General features: G+C 35.8%; 13 protein-coding genes. 6 read left to right on the forward strand and 7 right to left on the reverse strand.

The window, feature by feature from the left end:
- Window positions 1-138: 138 nt before the first annotated feature.
- From AZF04_RS14525 to AZF04_RS14535, 3 genes are all read left to right on the forward strand, one after another.
- Complete coding sequence (locus tag AZF04_RS14525; RefSeq protein ID WP_061949352.1) at window positions 139-990, forward strand: PRD domain-containing protein; 852 nt, start codon at window positions 139-141, stop codon at window positions 988-990.
- Between the two features lie 117 nt (window positions 991-1,107).
- Window positions 1,108-3,018 carry a beta-glucoside-specific PTS transporter subunit IIABC gene (locus AZF04_RS14530; RefSeq protein WP_061949353.1) on the forward strand — a complete coding sequence of 637 codons (1,911 nt, stop codon included), beginning with the start codon at window positions 1,108-1,110 and terminating at the stop codon, window positions 3,016-3,018.
- Between the two features lie 83 nt (window positions 3,019-3,101).
- Window positions 3,102-4,571 carry a glycoside hydrolase family 1 protein gene (locus tag AZF04_RS14535; RefSeq protein WP_061949354.1) on the forward strand — a complete coding sequence of 490 codons (1,470 nt, stop codon included), beginning with the start codon at window positions 3,102-3,104 and terminating at the stop codon, window positions 4,569-4,571.
- Between the two features lie 52 nt (window positions 4,572-4,623).
- Here the strand turns inward: AZF04_RS14535 and AZF04_RS21810 are convergent, their stop codons facing one another.
- Both AZF04_RS21810 and AZF04_RS21815 read right to left on the reverse strand, forming a co-directional pair.
- Complete coding sequence (locus tag AZF04_RS21810) at window positions 4,624-4,986, reverse strand: S41 family peptidase (RefSeq protein WP_153017269.1); 363 nt, start codon at window positions 4,984-4,986, stop codon at window positions 4,624-4,626.
- Between the two features lie 74 nt (window positions 4,987-5,060).
- Complete coding sequence (locus tag AZF04_RS21815) at window positions 5,061-5,966, reverse strand: S41 family peptidase (protein ID WP_061949356.1); 906 nt, start codon at window positions 5,964-5,966, stop codon at window positions 5,061-5,063.
- Window positions 5,967-6,620: 654 nt separating this feature from the next.
- Here AZF04_RS21815 and AZF04_RS14550 point away from each other — a divergent pair.
- The 3 genes from AZF04_RS14550 to AZF04_RS14560 are packed head-to-tail and all read left to right on the forward strand — an operon-like array spanning window position 6,621 to window position 9,997.
- Complete coding sequence (locus tag AZF04_RS14550; RefSeq protein WP_061949357.1) at window positions 6,621-7,568, forward strand: ATP-binding protein; 948 nt, start codon at window positions 6,621-6,623, stop codon at window positions 7,566-7,568.
- Window positions 7,569-7,573: 5 nt separating this feature from the next.
- On the forward strand, window positions 7,574-9,460 hold the full coding sequence (locus tag AZF04_RS14555) for a tetratricopeptide repeat protein (RefSeq protein WP_061949358.1): 1,887 nt from the start codon (window positions 7,574-7,576) through the stop codon (window positions 9,458-9,460).
- A gap of 12 nt (window positions 9,461-9,472) precedes the next feature.
- On the forward strand, window positions 9,473-9,997 hold the full coding sequence (locus AZF04_RS14560) for a DinB family protein (protein ID WP_061949359.1): 525 nt from the start codon (window positions 9,473-9,475) through the stop codon (window positions 9,995-9,997).
- Between the two features lie 463 nt (window positions 9,998-10,460).
- Here the strand turns inward: AZF04_RS14560 and AZF04_RS14565 are convergent, their stop codons facing one another.
- The 5 genes from AZF04_RS14565 to AZF04_RS14585 all read right to left on the reverse strand — a co-directional run bounded on the left by AZF04_RS14565 (window position 10,461) and on the right by AZF04_RS14585 (window position 17,341).
- A complete protein-coding gene (locus tag AZF04_RS14565) occupies window positions 10,461-11,879 on the reverse strand; it encodes a glycoside hydrolase family 1 protein (protein WP_061949360.1) in 1,419 nt (472 codons plus the stop codon).
- Between the two features lie 20 nt (window positions 11,880-11,899).
- On the reverse strand, window positions 11,900-13,771 hold the full coding sequence (locus tag AZF04_RS14570) for a beta-glucoside-specific PTS transporter subunit IIABC (protein WP_061949361.1): 1,872 nt from the start codon (window positions 13,769-13,771) through the stop codon (window positions 11,900-11,902).
- 118 nt (window positions 13,772-13,889) lie between these two features.
- Complete coding sequence (gene licT / locus AZF04_RS14575; protein ID WP_064504152.1) at window positions 13,890-14,756, reverse strand: BglG family transcription antiterminator LicT; 867 nt, start codon at window positions 14,754-14,756, stop codon at window positions 13,890-13,892.
- Between the two features lie 336 nt (window positions 14,757-15,092).
- The gene (locus AZF04_RS14580) at window positions 15,093-16,388 is read right to left on the reverse strand and encodes a nucleotide sugar dehydrogenase (RefSeq protein WP_061949362.1); all 1,296 of its coding nucleotides are present in this window, start codon (window positions 16,386-16,388) and stop codon (window positions 15,093-15,095) included.
- On the reverse strand, window positions 16,385-17,341 hold the full coding sequence (locus AZF04_RS14585) for a glycosyl hydrolase family 18 protein (RefSeq protein WP_061949363.1): 957 nt from the start codon (window positions 17,339-17,341) through the stop codon (window positions 16,385-16,387). The genes AZF04_RS14580 and AZF04_RS14585 overlap by 4 nt, the downstream gene beginning before the upstream one ends.
- Window positions 17,342-17,456 lie beyond the last annotated feature (115 nt).

Genomic DNA, 17,456 nt, shown 5'->3' on the forward strand with positions numbered 1-17,456 from the left:
TAAATAATTGGATTGTTACTGATTCGATCAGGCATTACCATGTTAAAAATACGGATTGTCATTTCTTGATTGTTCTTGAAAAGACACCTTTGTATTTTTAAGATGGATTTTTTTGTTTTAAGAGATGGGGGAAGTAAGGTGAGGTATATTAAAGCCTTTAATAATAACGTGGCTTTAGTTATAGATCTCTCTGGACTTGAATGGGTGGTGATGGGAAAAGGCGTAGGCTATCAAAAGAATCAAGGTGACCAGATTGATGAAAATGACATCGATCGCAAGTTTGTAGCAGAGCCTTCAATAGCTCGAAGACCGTTAATGGAGGTCTTAGATAGTATAGACCCTGATGTTTTAGATGTCTCCGTACAAGTGGTTAAAAATGCTGAATTATCAATCGGCAGTACATTTGAGAATAATATTTATTTAACCATGGCTGATCATCTTAATTTCGCTATTAAACGAGCGAATGAACAACTTGATTATATTTCTACAAACCGTTGGGAAGTAAAGAATCTTTATCCAAAAGAATATAAAGCGGCTAAAGAGGCAATTACCCTTGTTTTTGATACTCTAGATGTGCTGTTGCCCAAAAGTGAAGAAACTTTTTTGACTTACCATTTTGTGAATGGCCAGCAGGCGAAAAAGACCAAGATTGAAGAAACACTAAAAATGACAGAGGTCATTAACCGCATTATTGAAATTATTCAATATCATTATCAAATGAAGTTAGATGAAGAATCTTTAAATTATATTCGTTTTATTTCTCATTTACGTCATTTCTTCATCCGGCAATTTCAAGCAAATCAGATAGATGACCAAGAAGTGGATGCAACGATTTTGGATATTGCACAAAAAAAGTATCCGCGCTCTTATGAAGCCGTCGATAAAATTGCGAAATTTCTTGAACAAAAGTACGGTTGGATATTAACGCCAAATGAGAAACTATATCTTGCTCTTCATATTTGGCGTTTAACTAATCAAAACAAAAGTTAATACATGGATTCATTGTGGATTGTTACTGATTTTATAATCAGGCATTACCCAAGCAAAAAGGAGCATACAAGCTCTGTTTGTTTGGGTATTTTTTTTTCAAAAGAGAGGAGAGTTTCGATGAAAGCTCATAAAGATTTAGCCAAACAAATTGTTGAACGACTTGGCGGTAAAAATAATGTAGACCAAGCTTGGCACTGCGTCACTCGCTTACGATTCATTCTAAATGATAAAGACAAAGTAAACATGGAAGAAATTAAAAATTTACAGGGTGTTATGGGTGCTCAGTTCTCAGGTGACCAATTCCAGATCATTATTGGTAATAAAGTAGCTGATGTATTCCTAGAGGTAGAGCCTCTTGTTGAAACGAGTGGTAATAATGAATCAACAGGTGAGAAAAAAGGTCCTGTATCTAGCGTTTTTGATTTTATTTCCGGTGTGTTTACGCCATTAATTCCAGCTCTTGCTGGAGCAGGTTTATTGAAAGGTTTTTTAGCTTTATTTGTAACCGTAGGTTGGTTAGATAATACTGGTGAAGTCTATCAAGTTTTCAATATGATTGGAGATGGACTGTTCTACTTCTTACCATTCTTCCTTGCCGTTTCAACGGCTCGTAAAATAAAAACAAATGAGTATGTAGCCCTTGCTCTTGCCGCGCCATTATTATACCCAACGATGGTAAACGCGGTTGCAGGCGGAGAAATTACGCATTTTACACTTTTTGCAGGCGTTTCAATACCAGTTATTAACTATTCATCTTCTGTTATACCGATCATTATAGGTGTTATTTTACTCAAGTACGTGAGTAATTTTATCAAGTCTTGGATGCCAGGACCTGTTACTCTTATGTTTACACCATTACTTTCGTTAGTCATCACAGCTCCGATTACACTGTGGCTCATTGGACCAGCAGGAACGTTTGTTGGTAATGGAATTGCAGACGGCTTAATTTGGTTATTTGATGTAGCTGGACCTGTTGCAGGATTTTTAATTGCTGGATTTATGGCTCTTTTAATTATGACAGGTATGCATTATGCCCTTGTTCCAATAGCTTTACAAAACTTTGCAACTTTTGGATTTGATCCGATTGTAACTCCTATGATGCTTATTAATAACATAGCACAGTCTGGTGCTGCATTAGGTGTTGCTGTTAAAACGAAAAACTCGAATATGAAGCAATTAGGATTTTCATCTAGTTTATCCGCTTTATGTGGAATCACCGAGCCCGCTATGTATGGGGTTAATATGAAATTAAAAAGACCACTATACTATGCAATGATTGTCTCAGGTATTCTAGGTGCCGTTGGTGCAGGTCTTGGTCTGAAGAAATTCGTAATGGGTGGTCTACCAGGTATATTCGTCATCCCAACCTTTGCGAATCCTTCTGGTGAAGCTTTTAACTTAATACTTGTTTGTATTCTATTTGTTGCTGCTCTTGCTGGAGCGTTTCTACTAGTCGTTTTATTGGGCTTTAAAGACCTTCCTGCAGATGGAAATGAAGCGACTAACAACAAGCAAACAGAATCTACTGAATCAAAAAATACTAATGCAACAACCACATCTACAGATAGCCAAAAAACAGATATTCTTTCACCAATGAAAGGACAGCTTGTACCATTAAAAGAAGTATCTGATCCTACCTTCTCTGGTGAAATTATGGGTAAAGGAATAGCAATAGAGCCTGATGAAGATCGTATTGTTGCACCAATTAATGGAGAAGTAACGGTTTTACCAGATTCTAACCATGCCATTGGAATTAAAGGTGCTAACGGTGAAGAAGTGTTAATCCATATTGGAATTGATACGGTATCACTTAAAGGCAAGCACTTTAAATCTCTCGTAAACGTATCTGAACAAATTAAAGTAGGCCAGCCATTAATTGAGTTCGATCGAAAAGCGATTCGTGAAGCAGGGATACAAACGGTAACGATGATTATTATTACAAATACAAATGAATATTTAGATGTTCTGAATATTACTGAATCTGGTCCTATCTTTGAGGGAGAGCATTTATTAACGCTCATTAAATAAATTTTTCTAGCTTTAGTTAATAAATGAGGTGCGCTTCATTGCGCACCCTCATTTAAAAATGTAATAAAAGGAGTGCAATCGTAATGAACAAGAATATGAATGGATTTCCAGCTAACTTTTTATGGGGTGGTGCTACAGCAGCTAACCAAGTCGAGGGTGCCTATAATATTGGAGGAAAAGGACTTACGACAGCCGATATGGTCCCTTATGTCCCTAAAAGTGAAAGAGGTTTGAATTTCGCCATTGATGTGGATTCAAATTATATCGAGAAAGTATTAAAGGGAGAAATTCAAGATACATACCCTAAACGATATGGTGTTGACTTCTATCATCGTTACAAGGAGGATATTGCTTTATTAGCTGAATTAGGTCTTAAAGCGTTTAGACTTTCTATCAACTGGGCAAGAATCTTTCCAAATGGTGACGATGCAGAACCAAACGCGGAAGGACTACAGTTCTATGATAATGTGTTTGATGAATTAAAAAAATATGACATCGAACCTATTGTTACTCTATCTCACTATGAAACACCTCTTTCATTAACTCTAAAATATAATGGCTGGTATAGCCGTGAAGTGATCGGTTTCTTTACGAAATATGCAGAAACAGTATTCAACCGCTATAGTGATAAAGTGAAATATTGGATTACCTTTAATGAAATTAATATGATCGGACACTCTCCATATACTGGAGGAGGAGTACTGATTGATAAAGTTCCAAATAAAACGAAAGCTCAAATTTCCTATCAAGCAGCACATCATCAGTTTGTAGCGAGTGCACTTGCTACAAAAATAGCCCACGAAATTAATCCTGAAATGAAGATAGGCTGCATGCTTGCTAGAACTCAAACGTATCCAGTTACCAATAACCCAGATGATGTTCAGCTTGCATTACACCAGAACGATTTAAATCTTTTCTATACAGATGTACATGCTACTGGTGAGTACCCGGTTTACATGAATCGTTATTTTGCTGAAAATAACATTGTCATTGAAAAGGAAGTTGGCGATGATGAAATTCTTAAGCAATACCCAGTGGATTACATTTCATTAAGCTATTATATGTCCAAATCAGTTGCTGTGGACCCTGAAAAGCATGAAGTAGTTGCTGGTAATTTAGTATCCAATGCGGTCAAAAACCAATATTTAGATACATCCGATTGGGGCTGGCAAATTGACCCTAAGGGTTTACGTATTACTCTACGTGATATGCACAATCGCTATAAAAAACCACTATTCATTGTAGAAAATGGATTAGGAGCTTATGATAAAGTAGAAGAAGATGGTTCCATTCATGACACTTATCGTATTGACTACTTACAAAAACATATTCAGCAAATGAAGGAAGCTATTAAAGATGGTGTTGATTTAATTGGTTATACATCGTGGGGTCCTATCGATTTGATTTCCATGTCTACATCTGAAATGTCAAAAAGATACGGCTTCATTTATGTTGACCAAGACGATGAAGGAAATGGAACATTAAACAGAAGTAGAAAAGATTCCTTCTACTGGTATCAAGGTGTCATCGCAACGAATGGTTCAGAGCTGTAAGTATATATGAAGGAAGCTAGTGGGAAAAACCACTAGCTTTTTTTTGTACATTTCAACCTAACTTCTCCAAAAGCTTTTTTAATATCTGATCTTCATCGGAAAGGACATCTTCTCTGGTTCTTTCTATTAGAATATCTGGATATAATGCATCTATATGCTCAGGATATGTTTTGGGCATTATGAACTCTTTATGGGAGAGGTAGACCTGAGCGTGAGAATGAGGCAATTCGTACATTAATAAATCACCAAACTGACTATTCCCTCCTTGACCTGCGGGTGATCCCACTATCGTTACCTGCTTAAGATTACTTAAAATTTCTGCAAATAGATAACCAGAACTAAACGTATGCGAGTTAATTAAAACGATGATATCACCGCCATAAAGAGAATCTACTTTCTTATTATTAATAATCATAACTGGACCGTCATTATGCTCATTCTCAATTTCTATAGAATAACCTCTTTGTAATTTTGCTAGTTCCGAGTATTTCACTTTTTGTTAAAAAAAGGATACTCTTCAATATCGAGATATGTGATGAATTCATTAATAACTCGAGAATCTCCACCCCCATTATCCCTTAAATCTAGTATAATCCGTTCAATTGATTGATTATCAACTTCTTTAAAAAAAGATGCTAATTCGTTTCTATATTCATCATTCCATAAACACTGATTTAATTTAAAATATCCGTATCTTATATCATCGTGACTTAACAATTTCCAATCAAACGATTTATTTTGTTTCATAACAAGATTCTGAAAAGTTTCAAATTCTATCAATTCAACTTCAATATCGAGAAATTCTCCTTCTCTTTCTACTCGCACTGCAACTTTCCCATTTTTTAATACTTTTAAATAATCCAAGACAAATTCAAAATTAAGTAAATTACCAATCATCACTTGCTTCCAATATTGATTTTCTGCTGCAACAATTTTCTCCATATGATTAGTCAATTGTTCTAACTCAAGGTCACCTATATTAACAATAAGGTCACCTTTTTTTAGTTGATGATCGAAAGTATCAGAAACAACTAGACCTTCCTTTAACATTTCAATCTTAACAGGGAATATCTTTTCATCATGAATCTCTTTTGGTAGCAAATAGGTATGAGCATCACCTATATTCTGTATAAATGACATTAGTTCTATCATAAATTCGTCTTTTGTTCTAGGTTCTTTTATGCTATCCTGCAAATCTTTTACTAACCTATTCCACTCGGAATCTCCAATATTTCGTTTAGGATCTGGATGAACCTCAATAAGAATATTAATTAATTCTTGCAAATCCTCCTTCTTATCATTTACAGATAAATATTCTACAGATTGTCCCTCATCACGACAGCCTATTAATGAGAAAATAAAAATGCAAAAAAATGCCAATTCTTTTTTTCTCACGAAACTCTACTTCCTTTCTTATAGAATTTAATATTTCAGGAGAAACGTCCCAAAAAGAGTTCTCAATATGCACATCATTATTAATACCTAATATGGTAATATCACTAAATATCGCTTTAAACTGGACTTTTAAGTGATTCAACTAGTCTTTCTAAAAATAGATTAATTATTTCTATTGAGCTTTTTATATATTTATACCTAAGTCCTTTGATTCACTCTTTTTAATTTTAAAAAATGACACGAAAACTTCTCATAAGGTTATAGATTGATTAAATCTTTAAAATTGATCTAAAATTATATACAGTTATTTATTGGTACTTTTTAGGTAATTATAACATTTTTTATAAAATAACAAATTCTTATAATGAAAACGGAACGATTAGGTTTTTGATTTCCACTTTAGGTAGATGCTTTCCCAAGGGCTTGTCTTCAGCTAACTCTGACTACGCAGAGCTTCGTCAGAGTGGATCTTCACACTGTCCTTTGGGAGTCACTACCTACCGTTTCAATCAAGAAGTTAATTCGCAAACGTTTAAATCATATTTTATAAGAAACGTTCGGTTTTATTCGTTTATAGAGCAATGATGAAATTCACTCAATTACCAAAAAACAAGTCTTATTTTAATTTTTTAGAACTGTAAGGAGGATTTTAAAATGAATCATAATGAGCAACCTTCTAAGCTTAAAGTTATTTCATTTGATAAAGAGCAAAATAAAATGGTTGAACTTGAACAAAAACTAGAAACGTTTGCAGATATTGGTGGACTAGAAGAGGTAAAGAAAAAAGTTAAACTAGATTTTATCCTACCGATTCAATCACCGGAAGTTTTTAAAGCCTATGGAAAGGAGTTAAGTGGAGGGTTACTTTTTTATGGTCCTCCTGGGTGTGGAAAAACTTTTTTGGCTCGGGCGATTGCCGGCGAAATTCATGCACATTTCCTACATTTAGATTTACCTTCCATTCTATCAAAATGGTCCGGTGAAGCAGAACAAAATTTACATGAATTCTTTGAGGATGCCAGAAGAAAAACTCCTTGTGTATTATTTATAGATGAGCTAGATGCGGTTGGTGGTAATCGACAAGCGATGAACAGTCATCACGAGCGAACTCTTGTTAATCAATTATTAATGGAACTAGACGGAACCAAATCTAATAACGAAGGGATGTATGTAATCGGAGCTACAAATACTCCTTGGTATCTAGATCCTGCCTTAAGAAGGCCTGGTCGTTTTAACTCTCTCATCTTCCTGCCTCCACCAAACCTAGATGGACGAAAAGAAATATTATCTATAAAAACTGATGGCAAACCACAGGAAGACCTTCAATTAGATTTAATTGCTAAATATACAGAGCACTTTTCAGGTGCAGACTTAGAATATGTCATAAAAGATGCGATAGATTTAGCGATAGCAAAAGCCTTTGAAACAGGTGAAATTCAACCATTAACTAATCAAGACCTGTTAACCTCAATGAAAAAGAGACAACCAACGACGCTCGATTGGTTTGCTACTGCAAAAAATTATGCCGTTTTCAGTGATGCCAACCATGAGTATCGCGATGTGTTAGATTATATATCCGTTCACAATCTACTAAAAGGATGAGTTAAATGTCTTCTGATTACAGTTATTCGTATCGAGGTAAAGTGAATCTAATAAAGTTATATCATTCAAGAGGGGAAAGTGATAGAGCAAAAGCCGAAGCAGAAGAAGTGATTCGTGACACCCCAGAAAGTCCAATTGGATATGCTTTGATGACCTTTCACTATCAACACTTAAATCAAGAAGAGGAGATATTCTATTGGTTACATGAGTCATTAAGGGTAGGACCAGAAAGTGATATTTCAATTGGGCTAGCTCTTAAAATTTATAGACTTTATCAATATAATGTTCAAGCTAGAAAAGAATTACTAGATATTGCATTACGATTATATCCGAATGAGCATGATTTTCACATAGAAGCCGCTTATCTATATATCTTTTTACTAGATTTTAAAAAGGCTGATATGCATTTTGAAGAAGCTATAAAACTCCAACCTCACAATGCTGAGTATTTAGGGTTTTACACAGTCTTTTTGCATTACCATCTAAAGGACAAACAAAAAGCTAGGACTTATGAACAGTTAGCTTTTCAAGCAGATCCAAATCACAATTTACTTAGATTTGCCGAATTAGCCTATGAAGAAAACAAATTTAATAAAGCTAGATTGTTTGTTGAAAATGCGATGGAGATAAATCCTGAGGACGAGAACGTTCGGTATTCTTATGAAAAAATTTACCCTACTATAAATCGCTTTGTTCGGTTTAAACATCGGTTAAACCGTTTCCTAATTCCAGTTGTTAGGATACCTAGTAGCTGGATATTTAAGCTCTCAAAAGGAAAGTGGAATATTCCTATGATTGTCTTGCTTATAGAGATTATTAGCATGTATCTCATCTTCAAAAATCATTTTTTAGTTATTTTCGGATTATTTTTGTTACTATCTATAGCCAGTATGACTATTTCACAAAAAGTTTTAAAGAAGGCTGGCTTCTCTAAGCATGATAAAAGGGATATGGAATCTAAAACAGATCTTGAGAGAAGATCAAAGTTTAGAGAAATTGAACGGACTTTATCTAATAAGGAAAGTGACAATCGAGATAAAAGTGAGCTAGTCAAAAAAGAAAAACCAAAATCTTTAACTCCTGAAGAGCTTGAAGCTCAACTAGCAGAAATTTGGAATTCAGACAATCTTAACGATATTAAAGAAAGTACTCAGCAAAAATTAAAAGATATAGCACCTGATACATCCGTTGATACCTTCGAAGTTACTAACTTGAGTGAAGAGGATACAAGTAGTAAGGAAATAGGAGAGATTACTAACTCGCCTGACTCAGATTCAAAAGTTTTCTCAAGCAATGAAGAAGCAGTTATTTCAGTTGAAAAAAATGAAACTCAACAAAAGTCAAACTCTACCATAATGGAATACCCTAAAGAGTCTAGCAACTGGCCTGTCTATTTATTAATGATTGGTATAAGTCTAGCATTAATCGCTCGTTTTGTACCGACATTCACTGAACAAATTAATCGACCCCAACCCGTTTCATCTGAATTAGTAGAATCTATTCAAGAAAGTAGAGAGCAGATTAATCAAGAAGAGCAGCTTTCCACAATGGAAGCACATTCAGAAACGATCGAGCAATTTATGGCTGCTTTAGAAGCTAGTGACTTAGAGCGAGCTCTACAATATGTAACAGCAGAATACCAAGATGTTATTTTAGCGAAGAGTGAACATCCACTTTTAGAGAGACTAGCCGATTCTCAAATAAGTGTCATTAGCCAACAAGAAATGGGTCTTCCCATTTTTAACTTCTTATTAGTAAATGATACGGAGAATGTAAACATCATCCTTGAGGTGTTTAACGGAAAAATCATGAACATGCATGCTGAGGAATGGAGTGAGACAGAGGAAGAATTATCAGAATACCAAGATCGTTTAGAGCAAATCCAAGATTAGGAGCCTTATACTATGTCAAAAGATAACTTTTTCGTTCATACTGACCCGAGCTTCAAAGAGCCTGATATTAGTCGCTGGGTATGGTGCTTAGAAGATATACGCAACGAGCTAATCAAACAAATAAGCCCTTTAAATCAACATCAACTCGATCAACCTATGGAACAAGAAAGTACAATTGGCTCTTTGTTATATCATATAGCCTTAGTTGAAGCAGATTGGCTATTTGTTGAGGTTCTGGAGCAAGAAAATTTTGATTCTGACCTATTAGAGCTCTTTCCATACCCTTTTCACGGCGAGGATAAAAAGCTTTCCATGGTAACGGGTGACTCGATTGAATTTCATTTATTAAGACTTCGAAAAGTGAGAGAAAGGTTGCATATAGTCTTTCAACAAATGTCACTAGCTGAATATCGCCGCCCACGGACATTCGACACATACAACGTTACACCTGAATGGGTGATTTATCACCTAATCGAACATGAAGCCAATCACCGAGGTCAGATTTTTTCAATGATTCGCCAGATAAAAAATTCTTAATTATATAGCATTTTGCTGCGAAAAAATCTGATTTAAAACATCACTTTAGAGAAATTCGAAAAAATGTGTAATGGATGCAAACATCAATAATGAACTATGATCCCTCCTTTTTTGGAAAAAGGAGGTTTTTTTGAACGGATAGATTCCCTATGAAAGACGTAAGCTAGCGGACACAAGACACGGAGACTCCAGTGAGAAGTAGTGGCCATGCCGAAATCCACTTTTTTAAAAAATGTTAGTTCGGCGCCACCCCACCGGACGCGAAGTGTATTGGGTAAGCGAACAGGCGGGGACCTAGAATAGTATAATTATTTATTAGTGAGTTTTGTCCCGGCCTCATTTGCCCTTAAATATCGTTTTGAGACCTTTGATTTGACGATGCCATTCTCTATAACCTAAAAACCCCACGAGCTAGATTTTCTCTAACTAGTGGGGCAAAATACTTTTGTTTTTCATATTACTTTTAATCCTTCGTATCAAACAACGATTGACCATTGGTTGAAATGACGTCTTTATACCAGTAAAATGATTTTTTCGGATAACGATTCATCGTTCCGTTACCATCTTTATCACGATCAACATAAACAAAGCCGTAACGCTTTTCCATTTGTGCAGAAGCTGCACTAATTAGGTCAATACATCCCCATGAGGTGTATCCAAATACATCGACTCCGTCCTGAATCGCTTTTCCGACCTCTATTAAATGACTTTTATGGAAGTCAATTCGATAATTATCATCGACCGTCAAAGTACCATTTTCTTCAATAGGATGATCGATCGCTCCCATTCCATTTTCTGAAACAAACATCGGAAGCTCGTAGCGTTCATAATAGAAATTTAAAATATATCGCAAACCTTGTGGATCAATAGGATAATTCCATTCTGAGTACTCAAGGTAAGGGTTTCGTAAACCTCGATAAAGATTTCCCTGTGCTAATTCATATTTAGACGGATCCTTTGCCACTGTTTTACTATTATAATAGCTAAACGAAATGAAATCGACCGTATGCTTTAGATGCTGCTTATCTTCTTCCGTTATCTCTAATGTAATGTCTTCTTGTTCAAATAATCGCTTTGTATAGTAAGGGTACTCACCTTTGGCATGAACATGTACAAATAAAGTCAGCTCCTGTTGCTCTTCCATCGCATAAGTGACATCATCCGGATGACAAGTCATAGGGTACCGTGGAGCCGAAGCTACCATACAACCAATCTTAAATTCTGGATTAATATCTTTACCTATTTTGGTCACTAATCCACTTGCGACCAGCTGATGATGAGCAGCCTGATACATATCTTGCTTAGTCAATTGGTCTCTTGGTGTAAGCACCCCCCCACCTAGTAAAGGAATATGTGAGGTGACATTGATTTCATTAAAGGTTACCCAGTATTTTACGCTGTCTTTGTAACGTCTAAAAACTGTTTTTGCATATTTAGCAAACAAATCAATGAGTTTTCTACTTCTCCATCCATCATAGGCTTTACTTAAATATAGAGGAGATTCGTAATGAGATAACGTAACTAATGGTTCAATCTTGTACTTTCGGCATGTATCAAAAACACGGTCATAAAATGCCAAGCCTTCTTCATTTGGCAATTCCTCTTCCCCTGTTGGGAATATTCTAGTCCAAGCAATCGACATCCTAAATACCTTAAAGCCCATCTCGGCAAGCAGCTTAATATCTTCTTCATACCTATGATAAAAATCAATCGCGTCTAGCTTGAGATTATCCTTTGTTGGACCATCTGTAATCGGCCCAAATATTCCGCCAGGTAACACATCCTGAACAGATAATCCTTTTCCCCCCTTATTATAGGCTCCTTCACATTGATTGGCGGCTGTTGCACCACCCCATAAAAAATCTTTTGGAAAGACAGTCATATAAAAAATCCTTTCTAAAATTATTTAACGGCTGTATACAAAACCGTATCATTCGTTACTGTATCTATGTCACCTTCTACCACATCTAAATACTGACCAGTATTCGTGACAATGATAGGTGTCGTCAAATCAAAACCTGCTTCTGCAATCTTTTCGGTATCAAAGCTTAATAGGGTATCCCCTTTTTTAATAAGGTCACCTTCTTGAACATGAGTTGTAAAGAATTGCCCATCCAGCTTCACTGTGTCAATTCCAACGTGAATTAAAAGCTCTAATCCATCATCACTTATTAACCCAATAGCATGCTTAGTTTTAAATACCATAGCAACTTTGCCATCAAATGGTGCGAACACACTACCTTCAGTTGGTGATACGGCCATACCTTTCCCCATCGCCTCCGTCGCAAAAGCATCATCATTTACATCTGATAACGGAACGGTACTTCCAATTAAAGGACTGTAGACTTCTGTCTTTTTATTCATATTTTCATTCAGCTTCACACTCGAATGACTTTCATTTTGTTTCTCTCCATCTTGGTCACCTTTTTGCTCATCCTCTTTAAATAAAACTAATGAAGCAATAAAACCAACAACGATAGCAATAATCAGTGTGATAATTGCATTATAGAAATTCCACATTGTATCTCCACCCATGTAAATGGGTAGAGAGAATATATTGGAGGTTCCTGCCGAATAGGTTTTAATTCCTGTAATCCCTGCATACAAACCAGCTACCCCAGCTCCAATCATTGTTGATGCTAATGTTCTCTTATGCTGTAAGGTAATACCATAAAGAGCTGGTTCCGTTATTCCCATAAAACAAGATAAACCTGTTGATGTAGCTAATGTTTTTAGCTTTTTGTTTTTCGTTCTTACAGCGAAGGCAATCACCGCACCACCTTGTGCCATATTATAAGACAAAGTCGCTGGTGTAAGTATTGATCCATACCCTACCGCTGCACGCTGTGTTGCTTGCACAGCACCTAAGCTGTAATGCATCCCTGTCATAACAATAAATGGTGCAAAGGTCGCCACTAAAAATGGTACTAACCAGCTTGCTCTTTCATCTAAAAACGTAAAGCCTTGTGCTAAATATTCCCCGATAATTGCGCCTATTGGTCCTAATACGATTAATCCAATTGGTCCTACAATAAGGATAACAACCATCGGCACAACAAAGATTTTGACAACATTTGGCGTGTATTTTTGCATAAATCTTTCTACATACGATTGAAGCAATACAATTAAAATAATCGGAATAACAGATGATGAGTAAACAGCTAATTTAATTGGTATTCCTAAAAATGAAGCTTCCAAGCCTTCTGTTCTAAGAGCCGTTAAGTCAGGATGGAGTAGAATTCCTGCGAACACTAACGCTAGCAATGGACTAGTATTAAATTTCTTCGCTGCTGTAGTGGCAATTAAGAACGGTAGAAAATAAAAGACGGCATCGCCCATCAGGTTTAAGATATAGTAGGTTTGAGATTCAGTCGTCATCCAGCCAAAGTTTGTGCTTAACGCTAAAATCGCCTTAACCATCCCAGAGCCAGCTAATGCCCCAACAATCGGGATAAAGATGGCCGCTATAATATCTAATACCTTAGCAAAGCCTTTCTTATCATCCTTCTCGGGCTTTTCACCACTATTCATATTTCCAAGCTTATTAACCTCATCAAACACATCCTTCACGTGAGGTCCTATAATCACTTGAACTTGTCCACCTTTATTGACACTTCCAACTACACCATCAATTTGCTTGATTTTCTCTAAATCAGCCAGCTGGTCATTTTTTAAATTAAATCGTAAACGTGTCACGCAATGAGCTAGATTCGATACGTTTTTTTCCCCACCAACCTGCTCAAGAATCTCTTTAGCGAGTTCTGTATATTTCATGGTTCTTCCCTCCAGTTTTTGGTCATTAAAAAACACCTAGAACGAGCAAGCATGAAGAAAGCATGACAATACAAGCTTCTTTCATACAAGATCATTTTAGGTGTTGCCTGCCTAGCAGTTACAATCCGTTATGAGATCTTATTTGATTTTCCCTATTTGTTAAACGATTAATATGAAGAATAAAATATAATTGCTCCTCGGTAGTCATGGAAACATTCATCTTTGATTGAAAATAGGCATCTATTTTTAATATACACTGATAAGTATCTGTATATTTAGCTTTTACTTGCTTAAACAATTGATTATCATCTGAATCATATCGTACTTGCCCATTAATTCTTTCTAGAAAAAATCTTAAATGAGTCACAAATCGGCTATAATTAATGGAATCTTCTTCTATCTCCATTTTAAAATGGAATTTAATAATATTTAGGATATCTAAAATAACGGCATTTTCCCTATTACCTTTTATATCGATATCTGATTCTACATTTTGACCATTAACAAAGTGTAGGGCGATAAAGCTTGCCTCATGCTCTGTTAACTTAATCTTTTCATAATAATAAATGGTTTCGAGTGCATGAAGAGCAACCTTGTATTCTTGAGGATAAAACTTTTTGATTTCCCATAAAAACGCATTTCGTATATGCTCCCCTTGTTTGTGGCGGAAGAGAGCATAATTAATATGGTCCGTTAAACCAATATAGATACTATCATTAAATGTTGTATTTAATTGTTTTTCAGCTTCTTTAATAATAATATTTGTTAGCTCAAAATGCTTTATCGGAATTTCATGAACTAAATTAACAAAGCTATCAACTAATTCTTTCGTCTCTAAGGTAAATATCTTCTCCACTTTCTCCTCGGTAACCTCATCCCCCTCTTTCTTTCCAAAGCCAATTCCTTTGCCTAACAAAATCTTTTCAACTGATTTTTCATCGTGAGCCAAAATAATGTTATTATTATAAATTTTCTTTATACGCACGATGCTCCCTCCTAAAAATAAAAAAACACCCAAATAACCAAATAAGTATAAAGTACACTTATTTAACGGTTATTTAGGTGTTGCCTGCCCAATGCAGTTACAATCCCAAAATATTATTATTTGATGATATTGTAAACGCTACAAAATCGTTTGTCAATAACCAATCAACCTAATAAATAAGCGTCATCTCAATGAATTTATCCCATAAAACCAAATATTTTCCTAATTAGCATATTGGAAACTTCCAATACAACCCGTTTAGCTAATCTCATTTTGTCCTTTTATTTGCAACTTTATGTTAAGGAATTCACTTCATACTCTTATTTACCTAGATCCTTACAGTCTCCATGCTATTAATTGGTGCTTTTCTAAATCACTATTGGCGTAAAGAGACTTTAAATCGAAAATCAATGAAGAATCGGTTCTAAGCATCTTTTTCAATTGATTAGGTGGACATTCTTCTTTGAAGATATCGTGTGCCACTGCAATGACGACTGTATCTAGTTCCTTTAATTGTGATTTCTCGACCAAATCGATCCCATACGATTTCTTCACTTCTTTTCGTTCAGCGATTGGATCGTATACGAGTACTTCGACACCATATTCCTGAAGTTCCTCGACTACATCGATGACTCTTGTATTACGTGAATCGGGGCAATTTTCCTTAAAGGTCATTCCTAATACGCCAATTTTCTTTAAAGAATGATTTCCTGTTTTGAGCAATTCTTTGACGATATTTTTTACGATAAAAGAGCTCATCGAATTATTAATTCGTCTTCCTGCCGTCATTATTTGCGAATGATAGCCTAATTGCTCAGCTTTATATATAAAATAATACGGATCTACCCCTATACAGTGCCCGCCAACTAACCCTGGATAAAATTTTAGAAAGTTCCATTTAGTAGACGCTGCCTCAATGACTTGGGACGTATCAATATCCATACTATTAAAAATCATCGATAGCTCATTCATAAAGGCGATATTAATATCTCTTTGGGCATTTTCGATAATTTTAGCGGCTTCTGCTACTTTTATAGAGGAGACTCGATGAGTTCCTGCATCAATAATAGAGGAGTAAATCCCATCTACTCTTTCTAATGCTTCCTCATCCGATCCAGATACCACCTTTACAATGTCACGTATACTATATTTTTGGTCTCCAGGATTGACTCGTTCGGGTGAATATCCTACTTGAAAATCCTTCCCTAGCGTTAATCCCGACAGCTCCTGAAGAAGCGGGATACAAATTTCCTCCGTTGTGCCAGGGTAAACAGTTGATTCTAAAATAACTAAATCTCCTACTTTTAAGACTGAAGCTACCATCTCACAAGCACTTTTTACAGGCTCTAAATCAGGCGTTTTATCTGAATGTATCGGCGTAGGTACAGCAATAATATATACATTGCAGACCTTAATATCTTCTAAATGATACGTGAATACCATCGATGTACTTCTTAACCGTTGACTTCCTACTTCCTTCGTCACATCAATACCTGCCTGAAGCATTTGAACTTTTTCCTGAGATATATCAAAGCCTTTTACTTTATATTCTTTAGCTAATTCGATTGCTAAAGGAATCCCCACATAGCCTAACCCAATGACGGCAATATGAGCGGGTTGCTTTATTGTCATTTTCGTTTCTCCTTCATAACATCCTCGTTTAAATTTGCTAGGTGATTTAATGTACTTTCTGCTAATTGACCTGCACGCCAAAAGGAAAAATCACGATAATCATCCAGCTCCATTAAATACTCTACCCACGATTTAAGGGTAATGCCATCTGCATACCATACCTCAACTAGTTGATGATTCTCTATAAAAGTAAAGGTCATTGCACCGCTATTTGGATCTCGCGTTGGGGTCAATTCATGCTTACTAATTAATGCTAAAGCGTCCTGTTCAGACAAAGCTTGTACATGGTCCCCTTGCCAGCTAAACCCTCCTGTCGCTAACGCCATTCCGATATTTCCTAAATCATTAGGAAATCTCTTTGATAAAACTTCAAGAAATTCATAGCTTGCCTTAGGACCCGGTTCACTATGAAAACCGTATAGATTGTATGCCATCACTACATAATCGATGCTCTCCTGTAATTCATTTTCTTCAGGTAAAAATCCAGGCTCTAAAACCACTCTTAGAGAAAGGTTAAGAGGCTGAAGCGCTTGTCCTAACTCCTCTGTAAATAGAAAAAAATCTGTTTTGTACTCAGTAGGAATTTTTTCATAATCCATTTCAATTCCATCAATAGGTTTATCATGAACAAATGATAGTATTTGCTCGATATGTTCTTTTCTACTGTAATCTGTCTCTAAAATATTCACTAATAAATCTGGGTTTTTCTGAATAATCGTCCCATCATCCATAAATTGGTCGTTCACAAAAGAAAGATACACTGATGATTGATGTTCTTTTTCCGTTAGAACCGTTTCTACCATTTCTTCTGCTGAATCAGGCTGGTAAAAATCGCCATTTTCATCGAAATAGGTGCCAAATAAAATAAGGTTATGAAGGGAATGACTAATGGTCTCTGCATCCTGTAAACTTTCCTCACTCTGCCAGTCAACGACCCACAAACTAGTAGTCAAGTGGAGAGCCTCCTGCAATTCTTTCTTATCATTCATGCTGCTATGATCATTAGCTTGGCAACTAGCAAGTATCAAGCTACAAAGACCAATCAGTAAGAAATGGCGAGCTGACATC

The sequence above is a fragment of the Alkalihalobacillus trypoxylicola genome, from assembly GCF_001590785.1.
GTDB classification, from domain to species: Bacteria; Bacillota; Bacilli; order Bacillales; family Bacillaceae_D; genus Alkalihalobacillus; species Alkalihalobacillus trypoxylicola.

Excerpts from the sequence above, each read along its gene's own strand:
- AZF04_RS14530 (WP_061949353.1), top strand. The coding sequence starts at position 1,108 with ATGAAAGCTCATAAAGATTTAGCCAAACAAATTGTTGAACGACTTGGC.
- AZF04_RS14535 (WP_061949354.1), top strand. The coding sequence starts at position 3,102 with ATGAACAAGAATATGAATGGATTTCCAGCTAACTTTTTATGGGGTGGT.
- AZF04_RS21810 (WP_153017269.1), bottom strand. The coding sequence starts at position 4,986 with ATGATTATTAATAATAAGAAAGTAGATTCTCTTTATGGCGGTGATATC.
- AZF04_RS14550 (WP_061949357.1), top strand. The coding sequence starts at position 6,621 with ATGAATCATAATGAGCAACCTTCTAAGCTTAAAGTTATTTCATTTGAT.
- AZF04_RS14555 (WP_061949358.1), top strand. The coding sequence starts at position 7,574 with ATGTCTTCTGATTACAGTTATTCGTATCGAGGTAAAGTGAATCTAATA.
- AZF04_RS14560 (WP_061949359.1), top strand. The coding sequence starts at position 9,473 with ATGTCAAAAGATAACTTTTTCGTTCATACTGACCCGAGCTTCAAAGAG.
- AZF04_RS14565 (WP_061949360.1), bottom strand. The coding sequence starts at position 11,879 with ATGACTGTCTTTCCAAAAGATTTTTTATGGGGTGGTGCAACAGCCGCC.
- AZF04_RS14570 (WP_061949361.1), bottom strand. The coding sequence starts at position 13,771 with ATGAAATATACAGAACTCGCTAAAGAGATTCTTGAGCAGGTTGGTGGG.
- AZF04_RS14580 (WP_061949362.1), bottom strand. The coding sequence starts at position 16,388 with ATGACAATAAAGCAACCCGCTCATATTGCCGTCATTGGGTTAGGCTAT.